Source organism: Pseudoalteromonas sp. Scap03, assembly GCF_013393115.1.
Taxonomy (GTDB): domain Bacteria; phylum Pseudomonadota; class Gammaproteobacteria; order Enterobacterales; family Alteromonadaceae; genus Pseudoalteromonas.
The window spans coordinates 110,795-125,195 of the sequence record NZ_VDEU01000002.1; the positions used below are offsets into that span (position 1 = coordinate 110,795).

Here is a 14,401-nt window from a genome sequence, read left to right on the forward strand (position 1 = left end):
AAGTATGGTTACCTTTGTAAATTCAAGTTTGTGCAATCTAGGGGCGTTTTAATCACGTGAACTATCTCTTTCCCACGACATAACCAATACCACGGAGAGTTTTAATAAAATCGCTGGGGAATTTTTTTCGTAGGTGATGAATATGCACTTCAATGGTGTTAGAGCCAACCTCTTCACCCCATTGGTACAGTTTGTTTTCTAACTGCTGTTTAGATTGCACGCGACCTTGGTTTTCCAATAGTGCCTTTAGCAGCATGTATTCTTTTCGTGGCAGAGAAAGCAGCTCATTGCTGAGTGTGACACTATGCGCTGACGTGTCCATGGTCACTTCACCACAGTGTAATAAACTTGACTGAGTTTGATTTACTCGTCGGCTCGCTACGCGCAAACGAGCAAATAATTCGGCTGGTTCAAATGGCTTAGCTAAATAATCATCAGCGCCCATATCAAGCCCTTGCACCTTGTCATCTATGCTACTTCGTGCAGTTAGTATAACCACCGGAATCACTTTTTTTTGCGCTTTTATGTGCTTTAGAATTTGTGAACCATCACCATCGGGTAAACCTAGGTCAAGTATAACCAACTCTATTTCACCACTGCCTAAGCATTGCAATGCATGCTTAACCGTTGCGCTATGCTCTACACTGTAGCCTTCTTGGCGCAATGAGCGGCAAAGCCCTTGCGCCACAAGATGATCATCTTCAACTAATAATAAATGCATTGTTTATTTTGTTATCTCTTTAGTTTTTTATCTACTTTAGCTAATAAAGAGCTAATTGCTTGTTGACGATATTTATCAGCTTTAGCACGAGTATCACGAATACCTGCTGCTTGCGCAACTAACAAATGGGCTTTAGCTTGCTCATATTCACGTTCGTCATATAAAAACTCACCATACAAGTAGTTAGTATCAATGCCTTTTTTGTTAAAAGCGAGCGCTTGCTTAAAAAACTTGTCGGCGGTGTCATCATCACCAAAACCAATAGGCCACCCCGGTACTTTACTGTATAAGGTTGCTAGGCTGGCATACGCTGAGCCACCTAAAGCACTGTCGTCTATTTTAAGGGCTTGCTCTAATGACGCTTTTGCATCTTTAGCATAGCCCAGCGCCCCTAACCCACCCTTTGCGCCAGCAAAACTGGCCAGTACAATGCCGTTCCACGTATAGCTATTTGCTGAATCAGGGTAGCTTTCAATAAATTGAGCACTTTGCTCACTTAGTTGAGTAAAGGCTTTGATTTGTGCATCATCTTTAAGCTCATAATTAGCGACCGCCCACTGCTGTTGAATAGCGAGTAAATCGCTTTGTTCGTCTGCAAATACCGGCGATGAAAACACACTAACAATGCTTAAATAAGCTACTAAAGTAAATTTTTTCATAATAAATCCTCTATTAACCTAAAAACTGTTTTATTTTAGGGAGCTGTTTAGCAATTGCGTTATCCACAATACGTGGAAAAACGCCATTGATACGTGCAAAAAGTTTCTCAGGAAAACCAATAAATCGTCTGGTTTTATTTGAGTTTAATAACGCAACTAACTCATCAGCTACCAACTGCGGGGAGTCCATTTGATTACCAAGCGCCTTATTCATTGCTCGTATTTGTGCATCATTAATATCTGTATCGGTTGCTCTTGGTGCTAAATAACTAACTTTAACGGGTGTGTCTGAAAGCTCTCGTGATAGCGCTTCGCTAAAACCACGTAAACCGAACTTACTAGCACAGTAAAGTGTTTGATACGGGTAACCTATGCTGCCAAATGACGACCCAACATTAACTATGGAGCCTTTATTCGCATGCAATTGCGCTAAAAACAGCTGACATAATTTCATAGGGACGGCTAAGTTAGTGCTCAGTAGATTATCAATTTGCTCACTACTCGATGCACTTAAGCTTTGCATTACATTAATGCCTGCATTGTTTATGAGTAACTTAGCGCCCCCTAATTTTTTGGCTTTAATGGCGAGTGCCAACATGTTTTCGGCAATCGTTAAGTCCCCCACAAAAACTATACTACCGGGACATTGACTACTTAGCGTATTGAGGGCATCACTATTTCGCCCCACCAAGAGTAGTTGCCAACCTTGGCCGTGTAGTGTTTTGGCAATGGCTTGACCAATTCCACCTGTCGCACCAGTTAATACACATAAGCCGGTATTCATGCGTGTTGCTCTTGTGCTGATGCTTTAAAAAACGGCTCGTCGTCTAAAGCGCGAAAGATATCGCCGTACAAACGGTAAAAACATTTTGCGCCATGTAAGATAGCCTGCTGATCCGCCTCGTCTGTAATTTGATTCATTAAGTTTTCAAAAAACTTAACATGCTCTATATCAAGCGCGCCGTGAGAGGTTAAATAGCTAAACGCTTTTTTAGGAAGTCCTACTGCATTTGCTATGTTTGATGCGGCTCCATCAGCAAGCGCAATTGAGGTCCCCTCTAATACGTGCACCATGCCAAAAAAGCTAAGCGGATTTTTACGTGCAATACTATCGTAGGCATACGACACCATCATTTCAGTGGCGAATTGTGGCTGACTATAGCGCACACTTTCTTTATCAAACCCACAGGCTGCAATATCGTTTAGCACCCACTCTTGATGACCAATTTCTTCTTCAATATATTCAGCTACAGCTTCTCGTAACCATTCTTGCTCGTCAGACAAACGTGCGCCAAGTGACATCATTAAAGGAACGGTGTGTTTTACATGATGATAAGCCTGCGCTAAAAACGAGGCATACTCTTCAAGTGATGCTTGTCCGTTAAATACACGCTGTATAATTGGCGCAGCTAATAAGTACTCACGCTCGTTTTGAGTTTGTGCTTTTAATGTATTAAAAAAATCACTCATGGATCACTTCTCCAAGTCGGTAAAATTGTTCAAAAATAGGGCTGTAGTGCTGGCTAATTGCCGCTCGTTTAGGGCGATTATTAGCGGTTAATAATCCTTGCTGCTCGCTTAAAGGTTGGGCCAAACGATGCCACTTTTTAATCTGTGCGTAGTCAGGAAGTTGCTGGTTTACTGTTTTTAAATGTGCTTTTAATTGCTCATCACTAAACTTGGGAGCCGCATAAATAAGCGCGCTTAAAAATGGCTGGCTTTCACCAAACACCACCGCTTGCTGTATCGCACTTTGGCTTAAAATTAATGATTCAGGCCATTCGGCGCTAACATTACGCCCCATACTGGTGATGATCAGATTTTTTACTCGCCCTTTTATGTACAGCTTATTATTACGCTTAGATACTAAGTCGCCAGTGGCGTACCAGGTATTTGGGTTATGCGGCGCTTGATTTAAATACCCTAAAAATAACGCTCCTTTAATAAATAACTCACCATTTTCAACTTTCGTTTCAACGTGCCCTAGCACTTCACCAGCACTCTTTAAATCATCATTTTTGGGCGTATTTAAACTTACAACGGATGCCGCCTCTGATAATCCATACCCCTGATAAACAGGTAAATTAAGATCTCTGGCGGTGGCAATTAAAGTATCACTCACGAGCGCTCCGCCAACTGCAATAAACTGTAATGACTTTGGCGGCTGCCAACCTTGTTTTGCAAACGCAATTAAACACGTTAATAACTCAGGCACTAAAATAAGGGTGTTAGGTTTTACACTATCGATTGCGCTAATGAGTTTGTTAGGGTTTTTTAACCCTGAGCCAACAAAACCTAATTCGTTTAATGGCATTAAATGTACACAACCGCCACTTAACAAAGGCGCATAAATACCTGCAATATTTTCAAGCAATACAGGTAGTGGCAGTAAACATAAGTGAGTTGGTTTACTTATATTTATTTGCTCACATAATGACTGAGCCACCTGCATCTGGCTTTGTGTTGATAAGCACACCCCTTTTGGCTCGCCAGTAGAACCGGAAGTAAATGTGATTTTTTGAGTGCCCTCAAAGTAATTAATCGGTTCATTAAGCTTGAGCTGATAAATATACAAGGTGTAATGTTCAAACAAAGTAATAGACAATGTATGGGCCCCCAAAGAAAGCCTTGGCATATCACTTATAAACAGCTGTGCGCCACACTGTGCCAGTACATATTGCGTTTGTTGTTGACTAAAAAAATGGGCAATTGGTATTGCTACTTTATTAGCAACATTTGTCGCAGCATCGAGCACCAACCAAGCGGGAGTATTATCAAGTTGAAATGCAATTGCGTTAGCATCTGAGTTTGCAAAAATTTCCGCTACTTTATTAATTTCTTGAAGCACTTCAGTACCTGTTAACTGCTGTGTTTGATTCGCAAAATGCGCGACAACCACTGACTGAGTAGCTAAGTCATTCAAGCTATTTAACATGCTCATACCGCCTCCAGCGCATTGATTAATGCCGTAATGCCATGTGTATTTTGTTGTTTAATATCAAGTAGCATTGGCGTATTAAGTACTTGTAGATGTGCTTGCTCTAAATTAACAATGCATACGGTAGGCTGGTTCGCGTAGTAACTTCCCCAGCTTTTTGGTTGCTCAACAACACTGCTGTTAGCCAATGCAATTTCATTACACGTTACCCCTAATAAACGCAATAAAGCGCGTACATGTTTGGTGGCACAAAAAACCAAATTAGTAGCACCAATAGCTCTTAAAGCTTCATTAACAATAATAAAATGCGATAACGTGGCTTTTCTGTGTGTTGAATAGAGATTACCTAACTCAAACACTTTACTGCGCTGTGTGCCCATTGGTAAAAACTGCTCAATGGGCGCTGCTAAATATTGTTCAATAAATAAAGGAGAAGTGGCGTTTCTAAGCCCTAAAGTGCAATGCCCTTGCTGAGTTTTATACTGACAGAGTAATGGCATAAATGAAGTTAGGCTGGCATTATACGCAGCTAAAAAGCCTTGTTTTACTGTATCTTCAAGGCGCTGACGGTGTTCATCACATTCTCTGGCGCTCACAAACTGTGTGAACGACTGAAAAAGTGTTGATGATGACTGTTGTTGAGCTAGTTGCATAAAAGCATCGCCTGTATTAAATCTATAGGTAGAATTTAATAGGCGAAACTTAAATAAAACTTAAGGTAAGTTAATTTTTTTAAAAATTGGCTATCACGGTTTTATTACGGCCCGTTTCCTTCGCGTGATAGAGCGCTTTGTCAGCGCATTTATATACTTGATCGATATCATCGCTATGCTGTGGCCAAGTAGCGATACCAATAGATACATTTATATAGCCTACTTTTGCCATTGATGTGGTGGCTACTTGGTTACGTAAACGCTCAGCGATAACAAACGCACTATCATTATTTTCGTTAGGTAATACCAGTAAAAACTCTTCTCCACCAGTGCGTGACACAATATCATGCTTGCGCGATAACGATTGTATAATACGAGTAAGGGTTTTTAGTACTTCATCACCCGTATCATGGCCAAATGTATCATTAACCTGTTTAAAGAAGTCGATATCAATTTCAAGCACTGCAAACGGGATCTGCTTATCCATCAAATTTTCAAGCAATATGTTTAAACCCCGCCGGTTATGCGCGCCGGTTAGCGGATCGGTAAGTGCATCTTGACGTAATTGTCCCATTTGCGATTGCAAAACATGAATCCCTTCTAACATCGCGTGTTTAAGCTGGTTACTTTCGAAGTACCAAGACTTAATACTTTTAAGATGATCTACGTTTTTCTTATCGGTCGATAAATTAGCGCTATCGGCTAACAGTCTTAATGGCTTAGCAATATAGTGAGCTAGCATAGCAATTAATAAAAAAGTAATGATTACTATGGGCAACATTCGCTTAAGCACCTGCCCTTGAAAAGTATCAAGCGTAGCAAGGGTTGCCGCTTCACTTCGCTGGGCAACAATCCCCCAATTAGCAAGTCCTACGTGGGAAAACCCGGCCAGCATAGCCACTCCTTGGCTATTTATAACTCGAGTGAATCCATCTTCACCTTGCAAAACTCGCTCTATAACTGGGTTATTAAATACTTGCTTGCCAATGCGCTTAGAATCAGGGTGATAAAGTAAGGTTTTATTATCAGCGACCACATAAAAGTACGCCCCGCCATCGTAACTATGTTGTTTTAACAAAGCATTTAAAATACTCTGCTGCTCTAAATAGAAGCTACCGCCAATATAACCATAATAATTCCCTGCCAGATCAAACAGAGGATAGGAGACAACAATAATTAAATTATTAGCCAGCGAAATATAAGGCAGACTAACCTGCGGCTGCTGCGATTTAAGAGCCTGTTTAGAATGGACTGAATTAACCGTTTTATTAATAATATTTAAAGACACAGGTGAGGCTGCTTTAACAACACCTTGCATGTTAATTGCCACCGAATTAAAGCTATGCGTCTGATTTAAAAGCCGGTCGGTTTCAGCTTGGAGTAACTCAGTGTTGGTAATATCTTCAGCAATAATACTGGCTGAAAACTCAAGTTGCTGCATTGCTGCTGTTAAAAAGTGCTCAGTTGCTGAGGCTAACTTACTGGCAAATACATGATTACTTTGCAGGGTATCTTCTATTACCCGTTCTTTTTGGACTTGATAACTAATATATAAACCACTAAACAAAATAGCAGCTGCAGCGGGCATAGCTAACAAAAGAATTAATTGCCTAAGTTTAAAAGTAAATGGTAATCGAAAACGCAACTTAATATCATCCTAAGCAAATAAAAACGACTGCTATGCACTGCATACATCATTAATATAATACATAAATAGAACTAAGTGACCTAATTTTTGTTATTTTAAGGATAATTAAATCATACGATTTATATTTGCTGGGTTTTGCAGTTAAGCTCAATAATAGTTAAGCTGCATGCACTTTATTTTTATTTAGCCTTGAGGTGTGTGTTGCTAAATAAGTACTTGTTATCGTCTTCTCTTTTTTTAATCGGATGTTTCATGCCAATAAAATCTTCTTTTGCCGATTCTGCGCTGTCACTTAAGCAGCAACTAGGGCAAAAGCTTATGCTCGATTTACGCTATTTTTGTCAGCAAGGCAGTAGCCAACGCTGCAGAACGCCATTAACTGAATTGCCCGATGAATTAGCAAAAGCAATTAGCCGTTATGATATTGGCGGGGTGATTTTATTTTCTGAAAACACCCAAAACATAGAACAAATTATTAACCTTAATCAGCAGCTACAACAAGCTGCATCTAAATCTAAGTCAGGCCTACCACTGTTTATTTCTATTGACCAAGAAGGCGGACGCGTAGCTCGTTTACCTCGCGATGTGGCCACCTCATTTACCGGTAATATGTCAATTGGCGCAACTTACCCTGAGCACGGTACGTATTTCGCAACCCAAACGGCAAATATACTGGCCACTGAACTCTCAGTGCTTGGCATTAATGTAAATTATGCGCCAACGGTTGATGTAAATATGAACCCTGACAATCCAGTTATTAATGTACGCTCTTTTAGTGAAAGCCCTGATGAAGTTGCGGCAATGGGTGCAGCACAAGTTATTGAGTTTGAAAAAAACGGTATAATTAGCGCTATAAAACACTTTCCAGGACATGGCGATACCAATGTAGATAGCCATACAGGCTTACCTAAAGTGATGCATTCAAAAGAAGTCATTTACGCTCAAGATTTAGCGCCGTTTAAACAGATTATTGAGCAGCATAGTCCTGGGATGATAATGACCGCGCATATTCAATACCCTGAGCTTGATAGCAGTACATTAACCAATGTAGACGGTAAGCAAATGATTAAACCCGCGACCATGTCGCGTAAAATCATGACCGATATCCTTCGCGATGAACTGAACTATCAAGGCGTAGTGGTAACCGATGCACTGGATATGGCTGGTATTAGCCATTTTTTCAGCCCTACACAAGCAGTTGTAAACACTTTTGCAGCTGGAGTTGATATTGCGCTAATGCCAATAGAAATTAGAACGCCTGAGGATATAAATAAACTCGATGCGCTCATTGACTCTTTAGTCAGTGCTGTTAAAACAGAGCAACTAGACGCAGACGAAATTGCCCATTCGACGCAGCGAATTACCTCACTTAAACATCAATTTAAATTAAACGCTTTACCTAACCCCATTAATGCATTGGCAAATGCCAAACACATTATTGGTAATAAAGCACATCGTGAATTAGAAGCATCTCTGGCATTAGCGGCAATTACCCAAATAAGAAATAACAATAATACCTTGCCGCTTAAACTTAGCGCTGATAAGCATATTCATATTATTATGCCTGACACCCGCAAGTGCATGGCAATGCAACAAGCAATTAGTGCGTTAAGTTCACAACCACTCAGTTTTAGTTGCAGCAGCTTACAGGGCTTTGATCCAGGTGAAGCGCAGCGCAACATAAACCAAGCAAGTATTGTTATTGCTGGCAATGCAACGCCGAACCAAAGTGCAGTGGAAATTGGCGGTATGGATGACTTAGCCGATAACCCAAACTTTGCCTTAAATAACGCAGAGCAACCTAAAGCGCTTGAGTCATTACTAAAAATGGCTAAACAACACACTCCCACGGTATTTATTAGTTTACGTGCACCGTATGACATTGCGCAATTTGCTCTCTATGCTGATGCAGTGCTTGCTTCCTATGCTTATAATATTGATGTGGATAAAAACGAGCTGGTGTCTGGGCCTGCCTTTACTGCACTGGCGAAAGTATTATTAGGCCAAGCTCCAGCCAAAGGCCAATTACCGGTAACAATTAAACAATCGAAGAGCCATTAATATGAAACTTAATTGTGATTTAAGCGAGAGCTTTGGCGCATGGCAAATGGGCCTTGATAACGATGTTATGCCCCATATTGATATGGCAAATATTGCTTGTGGCTTTCATGCAGGTGATTCGAGTGTAATCGCGCATACCCTGAAGCTGGCTAAACAACATAATGTTATGATTGGCGCTCACCCAAGCTACCCCGATAAACAAGGATTTGGTAGGCGTTCAATGAGCATGAGCGTGGCTGAGCTCACTCAATGTTTGCACTATCAAATAGCCGCCCTTGATGGCATGGCAAAAGTACAAGGGTTAACCCTTAGCTATGTAAAACCCCATGGTGCGTTATATAACGACATGATGACAAACCAGCAACTACTCACCACTGTTATGGGTGCAGTTGCCAGTTACCCTGCAAACTTAAAGTTAATGATACTCGCCACAGCCGATGCCAAGCTACATCAAACAATGGCTCGCCACCTTGGGCTCACACTGATATTAGAAGCGTTCGCAGACAGGCAGTACACTGACCAAGGGCACTTAGTATCACGAAATATAGCCGGCAGTGTGCATAACAAAGACGCATTATTAGCTCAGGTTAAGCAGCTTTTAGCCAGTAACAGTGTGACTACTCAATCTGGAAAATCGTTGAAACTGGTTGCTGACAGCATTTGTGTGCATGGCGATAATCCCCAAGGCATTGCAATTATTGAAGAGATAAAAGCGCTTTGTTCAACCAATAACTAAAGCCGTACACAGATTAAGCTGTAAACCCCCTTTACAGCTTTTGCTTTCTTTTACCACCTGCATTCATTGGTAGTTTTAAATGCGAGCTTCGTCGCATCTGACTATAAATTATCCCTCCACTACCCTATAAATAGATTAGTGATTTAAAACAGGGATAAACAATGAAAACGCTTTTAGCTATGAGCCTTATACTAGGTAGCAGCCACTTGGCCGTTGCCAATACCGATACATTGCAACTTCAAGATATATTCAACTTAGAATATGCCAACCAAATAGATATTACTGACGACGGTAAAACAGTATATTTCGTTCGTAACCGCATGGATATTAAAACCGATCGCAAAGTCGGTAATATTTGGTCTGTTGATTACAACACTGAACAACTACAGCCCTTAACATCAGGTGTATTTATGGACTACTCGCCTGTGTTGTCACCCGATGGACAGCGCCTTGCGTTTATCTCTAACAGAGATGGCAGTAATCAAATATACATGAAGTGGCTTAAAACGGGTGCTGTGGCAAAAATTAGTAATCTTACTAATGCACCTCGCTCAATCACCTGGTCACCTAATTCTAAACAACTGGTGTTTAGTATGTTTGTTCCTGAAATAAGCTCACCACCTGTCAGTTTACCAGGTAAACCTAAAGGCGCTAGCTGGGCAGACCCTGCTAAATTTATTGACGATGTTTACTACCGTGCAGATGGCAGAGGCTATAGTCAAAAAGGATTTAATCAGCTATTTACTCTTAATGCGAATGGCGGCAATGCACAACAACTCACTAACGATAACTTTGATTATAATGGCGGTGTAAGCTTTAGTAAAAACGGCGAATTACTTTATTTCTCAGCCAATAGACACGCTGAAAATGCACTCAAGCCAACCAATAGTGAAGTGTACCAGCTTAATTTAAACACGTTAGAGATCATCGCACTGACCGACCGTAATGGACCAGATCAACAACCTCAGGTCTCACCTAACGGTCAGTACCTTGCTTATACTGGCTACGATGACAAGCGCACTAACTATGAAAATACTCAGCTTTATATTCGTGATTTAAAAACCGGTGATACCCAAAGTCTGACTAGCGATTTCGATCGCAGCGTTGGCCAAATACAATGGAGCGCAAATTCAAAAGGCCTCTATTTTAGCTATGCCGATGAAGGCCAAACCGCACTCGCTTATCAACCTCGAAGTGGTAAACGTAAGGTGATTACCGAACAAATAGGTAGCGTAGCGTTTGGCCGCCCTTATTCTGGTGGTGATTTTGATATTAGTGAAAATGGTGACATTGCGTTTACACTGGCTGATACCCAGCGCCCTGCTGATGTAGCTACAATAAAGAGAGGTACAGTAAAGCGTTTAACCGATTTAAACTCAGATGCACTACAAACTAAACAGCTCGCCAAGGTTGAAGAGTTATGGTTAAAATCAAGCCATGATGAGTTGCCAATACAAGGCTGGGTTGCTTACCCGCCGGGTTTTGATAAATCAAAAAAATACCCACTGGTGCTTGAAATTCACGGTGGCCCTGTTGCTAACTATGGCCCTCACTTTAGTGCCGAAGTACAACTATTTGCCGCTAAAGGAAATGTCGTTTTATACATGAACCCGCGAGGCAGTGACTCGTACGGTAAAGAGTTTGCACAAACCATTCACCATAATTATCCAAGCAATGATTACGATGATTTAATGACAGGTGTTGACGCGCTAATTGATAAAGGTTTTATTGATGAGTCTAAGCTGTTCGTTACCGGTGGCTCCGGCGGTGGTGTATTAACCGCATGGATTGTAGGCCATACAGATCGCTTTGCTGCAGCTGTTGTTGCTAAGCCTGTGATTAATTGGATCAGCTTTGTACTAACTGCCGACTTCTATCCATTTTTTGCCGATTATTGGTTTCCGGGCAAACCTTGGGACCATATTGAGCATTACATGAAGCGCTCACCAATCAGTTATGTTGGCAATGTTAAAACCCCAACCATGTTACTGACTGGTGAAGCAGACTACCGTACGCCAATTTCAGAAACAGAGCAGTTTTATCAAGCCTTAAAATTACAAGGGGTTGATACCGCGATGGTCCGCATTCCAAACGCTTCACATGGTATAACTGCCCGTCCATCAAATTTAATGACCAAAGTGGCTTACATTCAATGGTGGTTTGATAAGCATTCGAAGTAAAACGTAGAGTTATGAGTGACGAGCTATATAAGCTCGTTGCTCGAAGCTCACAGCTCACAGCTCACAGCTCACAGCCTCACAAGTGTAAACCCCCTTTACAGCAATAATGTGAGTAATCCCTTACATACTTAAGCTAAATATCGGACTTAGCTTCAAATTGAGTTGGTAAAAATTCGGTTTATACTAACTCAGCTCCTCTGAGTTAGTAAAAATTCGGTTTGAGTCACTGTTTATAAGCCCTCAGTTAGTAAAAAAATGTTTTATAAGCAGCAACAGTTAGTAAAAAATCGGTTTATTACCTTTCAAACCCCGGTTAAAAATCTTTAAATTAAGCGTTTAAGTGACCAAATTAAGGATTAGAAAGGCAAATCGACCCTTTATAATGAAGATAATGGCTGTTTTAACCTGGTTAGTTAAAACCTGATCTGCTTTTTGAACTAGCTAGTTAAATCGTGATCTGCTTTTAGTAGCTTAGGGTCTGTTGACCTTTGCGGATTAAAATTCGTTCAAACTAGGGGCGGTTTAATCGCGGCGCGAGGTTTGTAACCTAGTGGGCTAAGTAAAAACCGAGCAAAGCTTCCGCGTCCTGCTCACGCCCCTTACCTACATCCATGTAGGCAACAAAGAGTAAATCGCCCCTAGGCAGAACCCTTTGGGCAACGCCTGTTTGGCATTGATGCTGCGTTATCGCCTATTTATGGGGAATAACCACACCACATAGGCTCTGCCTTGCCTAACTACCAAACAGACTGCTGCAAATTTAACCTTGAAAGGTCAACAGACCCTAGTTAAACTCTGATCTATATGTGGTAAAAAGCGGGTAATTTATTGTGCTTACCCGTGTTAAAGCGAAATCAACATAAAGCCCTCACAGCCGAGCATAAACATCCTTTAAATTTATTTACACTTTTAACCTGCATTGCATCCCTGAATGACTAGCTAGTAAAATACTGATCTATTAAATTTTGCTTTTATGCAGGCATAAAAAAAGGGCCTTGCGGCCCTTAAGTAACAATATCTAGTAGAATTAGAATTGGTTCATGGTGTTAGCTTCACCACCGGCTTTAAGTGCATTCTCACCAGAGAAGTACTCTTTGTGCGTATCGCCAATGTTAGAGCCTGCAAGGTCTTGGTGCTTAACTGACGCTTGCTCACGACGGATTTCTTGACGTTGTACGTCACGTACATAAGCCAGCATACCTAAGTCACCGAAGTAACCTTCAGATAGAATATCTGTGCTTAGTGCCGCTGTATGGTACGTTGGCAATGTGATTAGATGATGGAAAATACCTGCTTCACGTGCGCCATCGCGTTGGAAGTTTTGTACTAATAAGTCAGCGGCTGCTGCAAGCTCTGTTGCATCCATTTCTGGAGCCATAAGCGCTTTGTTGTCATCAATACTTGGGTAAGCGCTAAGGTCACGACCTGCTTCTTGCCACTCTTGGTATACTTGCTCACGGAACTTAAGCGTCCAGTTGAACGACGGTGAGTTGTTGTATACTAATTTAGCATCTGGAACTTGTTCTTTAACGCGATTTACCAGCTCTGCAATTTGTTTTACGTGTGGTTTTTCTGTTTCAATCCACAGTAAATCAGCGCCTGACTGTAAGCTAGTTACACAATCTAGTACTACGCGGTCTTTCTCAGTGCCTTCGCGGAACTGGTATAAACCGTTATCTAGGCGTGTAGGCTTACAAAGTTGGCCATTAAGCTTCATTGCCGTTTCGCCTTCATTTAAATCTTCAACGCTGTTTACCGGTGTTGTTTCTAAAAATGCATTGTATTGGCTTGCCAAGTCACCTGGTTTTTGTGAAACCGGTACTTTTTGCGTTAGGCTTGCTCCTAGAGAATCGGTACGCGCAACGATAATACCGTTATCAATACCTAGCTCTAAGAACGCGTAACGTACTGCGTTAATTTTAGCTAAAAAGTCTTCATGAGGAACGGTAACTTTACCAGCTTGGTGACCACATTGCTTGGCATCTGATACTTGGTTTTCGATTTGGATAGCACAAGCACCGGCTTCAATCATCTTTTTAGCAAGTAGGTAAGTCGCTTCTTCGTTACCAAAACCTGCGTCAATATCAGCAATGATTGGCACAACATGCGTTTCAAAGTTATCAATTTTATTAAGCACTGCTTGAACGTCGCCGCCGTTTGCTTTTGCATCGTCTAGCTCGTTAAATAAATGGTCAAGTTCACGTGCATCAGCTTGCTTTAAAAAGGTGTAGATTTCTTCGATAAGTGCAGGTACTGATGTTTTCTCGTGCATACTTTGGTCTGGAAGTGGGCCAAACTCAGAGCGAAGCGCTGCAACCATCCAACCACTTAGGTATACGTAACTGCGTTTAGTTGTTTTTTGGTGACGCTTAATAGCCATCATCATTTGTTGCGCAGTAAAACCATGCCAACAACCTAAAGACTGTGTGTACTGGCTTGTGTCTTTGTCGTATGCAGCCATGTCTTCACGCATAATGTCAGCAGTAAATTGTGCAATATCAACACCAGAGCGAAAACGATTTTGTAAACGCATGCGAGTTGCGTATTCAGGATTAATAGTTTTCCATGCACTGCCTTGTGATTGGCATAGTGTTGCTAGTGTATCTGTTTCGCCTTGATATGTTGTCATAATAAAGTCCTTCGAACGGGTATTAATATTTATTGTTGAGAGAGTGACTACATTGCGTTAGCTCTGTAGCGCTTAATTAAACATTAGGCTTATTTTTTAGATTTAGTAAATTTATAGTTGTTATTACGGCTATACATATAGTGAATGGCCAAAAAGCACTCAAAGCGACTTTTTTG

11 protein-coding genes are annotated in these 14,401 nt (G+C 41.2%); 3 read left to right on the top strand and 8 right to left on the bottom strand.

Annotation, left to right across the window (positions count from 1 at the left end; all coding sequences use genetic code 11):
- Positions 1–61 precede the first annotated feature (61 nt).
- From FHG08_RS15860 to FHG08_RS15890, 7 genes are all read right to left on the bottom strand, one after another.
- Positions 62–721: a response regulator transcription factor gene (locus FHG08_RS15860; RefSeq protein ID WP_178957025.1), complete on the bottom strand. Its 660-nt coding sequence runs from the start codon at positions 719–721 to the stop codon at positions 62–64.
- Between the two features lie 11 nt (positions 722–732).
- The gene (locus FHG08_RS15865; protein ID WP_055011599.1) at positions 733–1,380 is read right to left on the bottom strand and encodes a hypothetical protein; all 648 of its coding nucleotides are present in this window, start codon (positions 1,378–1,380) and stop codon (positions 733–735) included.
- A gap of 13 nt (positions 1,381–1,393) precedes the next feature.
- The gene (locus tag FHG08_RS15870; protein WP_178957026.1) at positions 1,394–2,164 is read right to left on the bottom strand and encodes an SDR family oxidoreductase; all 771 of its coding nucleotides are present in this window, start codon (positions 2,162–2,164) and stop codon (positions 1,394–1,396) included.
- Positions 2,161–2,850, bottom strand: a complete 690-nt coding sequence (locus tag FHG08_RS15875; RefSeq protein ID WP_178957027.1) for a TenA family transcriptional regulator — start codon at positions 2,848–2,850, stop codon at positions 2,161–2,163. The genes FHG08_RS15870 and FHG08_RS15875 overlap by 4 nt, the downstream gene beginning before the upstream one ends.
- On the bottom strand, positions 2,843–4,321 hold the full coding sequence (locus FHG08_RS15880; RefSeq protein ID WP_178957028.1) for an AMP-binding protein: 1,479 nt from the start codon (positions 4,319–4,321) through the stop codon (positions 2,843–2,845). Before FHG08_RS15880 ends, FHG08_RS15875 begins: the two co-directional genes overlap by 8 nt.
- Positions 4,318–4,971, bottom strand: a complete 654-nt coding sequence (locus FHG08_RS15885; protein WP_016899999.1) for a thermostable hemolysin — start codon at positions 4,969–4,971, stop codon at positions 4,318–4,320. Before FHG08_RS15885 ends, FHG08_RS15880 begins: the two co-directional genes overlap by 4 nt.
- Before the next feature lie 79 nt (positions 4,972–5,050).
- Positions 5,051–6,568, bottom strand: coding sequence for a sensor domain-containing diguanylate cyclase (locus tag FHG08_RS15890; RefSeq protein WP_178957029.1), 1,518 nt, complete (start codon positions 6,566–6,568; stop codon positions 5,051–5,053).
- Positions 6,569–6,871: 303 nt separating this feature from the next.
- Here FHG08_RS15890 and FHG08_RS15895 point away from each other — a divergent pair, with 303 nt between their 5' ends.
- The 3 genes from FHG08_RS15895 (at position 6,872) to FHG08_RS15905 (ending at position 11,596) form a co-directional block, all read left to right on the top strand.
- Positions 6,872–8,680 (top strand): glycoside hydrolase family 3 protein, encoded by a 1,809-nt coding sequence (locus FHG08_RS15895; protein WP_178957030.1) that lies wholly within the window; start codon positions 6,872–6,874, stop codon positions 8,678–8,680.
- 1 nt (position 8,681) lies between these two features.
- Positions 8,682–9,416 carry a 5-oxoprolinase subunit PxpA gene (locus FHG08_RS15900; protein ID WP_178957031.1) on the top strand — a complete coding sequence of 245 codons (735 nt, stop codon included), beginning with the start codon at positions 8,682–8,684 and terminating at the stop codon, positions 9,414–9,416.
- Between the two features lie 161 nt (positions 9,417–9,577).
- Entirely contained in the window at positions 9,578–11,596 is a 2,019-nt protein-coding gene (locus FHG08_RS15905) for a S9 family peptidase (protein WP_178957032.1), read from the top strand.
- 1,027 nt (positions 11,597–12,623) lie between these two features.
- Here the strand turns inward: FHG08_RS15905 and FHG08_RS15910 are convergent.
- The gene (locus FHG08_RS15910; RefSeq protein WP_008110760.1) at positions 12,624–14,225 is read right to left on the bottom strand and encodes an isocitrate lyase; all 1,602 of its coding nucleotides are present in this window, start codon (positions 14,223–14,225) and stop codon (positions 12,624–12,626) included.
- Positions 14,226–14,401 lie beyond the last annotated feature (176 nt).

Bases quoted from the DNA above. Each gene is read 5' to 3' on its own strand.
- FHG08_RS15860 (WP_178957025.1), bottom strand. From the start codon at position 721: ATGCATTTATTATTAGTTGAAGATGATCATCTTGTGGCGCAAGGGCTT.
- FHG08_RS15865 (WP_055011599.1), bottom strand. From the start codon at position 1,380: ATGAAAAAATTTACTTTAGTAGCTTATTTAAGCATTGTTAGTGTGTTT.
- FHG08_RS15870 (WP_178957026.1), bottom strand. From the start codon at position 2,164: ATGAATACCGGCTTATGTGTATTAACTGGTGCGACAGGTGGAATTGGT.
- FHG08_RS15875 (WP_178957027.1), bottom strand. From the start codon at position 2,850: ATGAGTGATTTTTTTAATACATTAAAAGCACAAACTCAAAACGAGCGT.
- FHG08_RS15880 (WP_178957028.1), bottom strand. From the start codon at position 4,321: ATGAGCATGTTAAATAGCTTGAATGACTTAGCTACTCAGTCAGTGGTT.
- FHG08_RS15885 (WP_016899999.1), bottom strand. From the start codon at position 4,971: ATGCAACTAGCTCAACAACAGTCATCATCAACACTTTTTCAGTCGTTC.
- FHG08_RS15895 (WP_178957030.1), top strand. From the start codon at position 6,872: ATGCCAATAAAATCTTCTTTTGCCGATTCTGCGCTGTCACTTAAGCAG.
- FHG08_RS15900 (WP_178957031.1), top strand. From the start codon at position 8,682: ATGAAACTTAATTGTGATTTAAGCGAGAGCTTTGGCGCATGGCAAATG.
- FHG08_RS15905 (WP_178957032.1), top strand. From the start codon at position 9,578: ATGAAAACGCTTTTAGCTATGAGCCTTATACTAGGTAGCAGCCACTTG.
- FHG08_RS15910 (WP_008110760.1), bottom strand. From the start codon at position 14,225: ATGACAACATATCAAGGCGAAACAGATACACTAGCAACACTATGCCAA.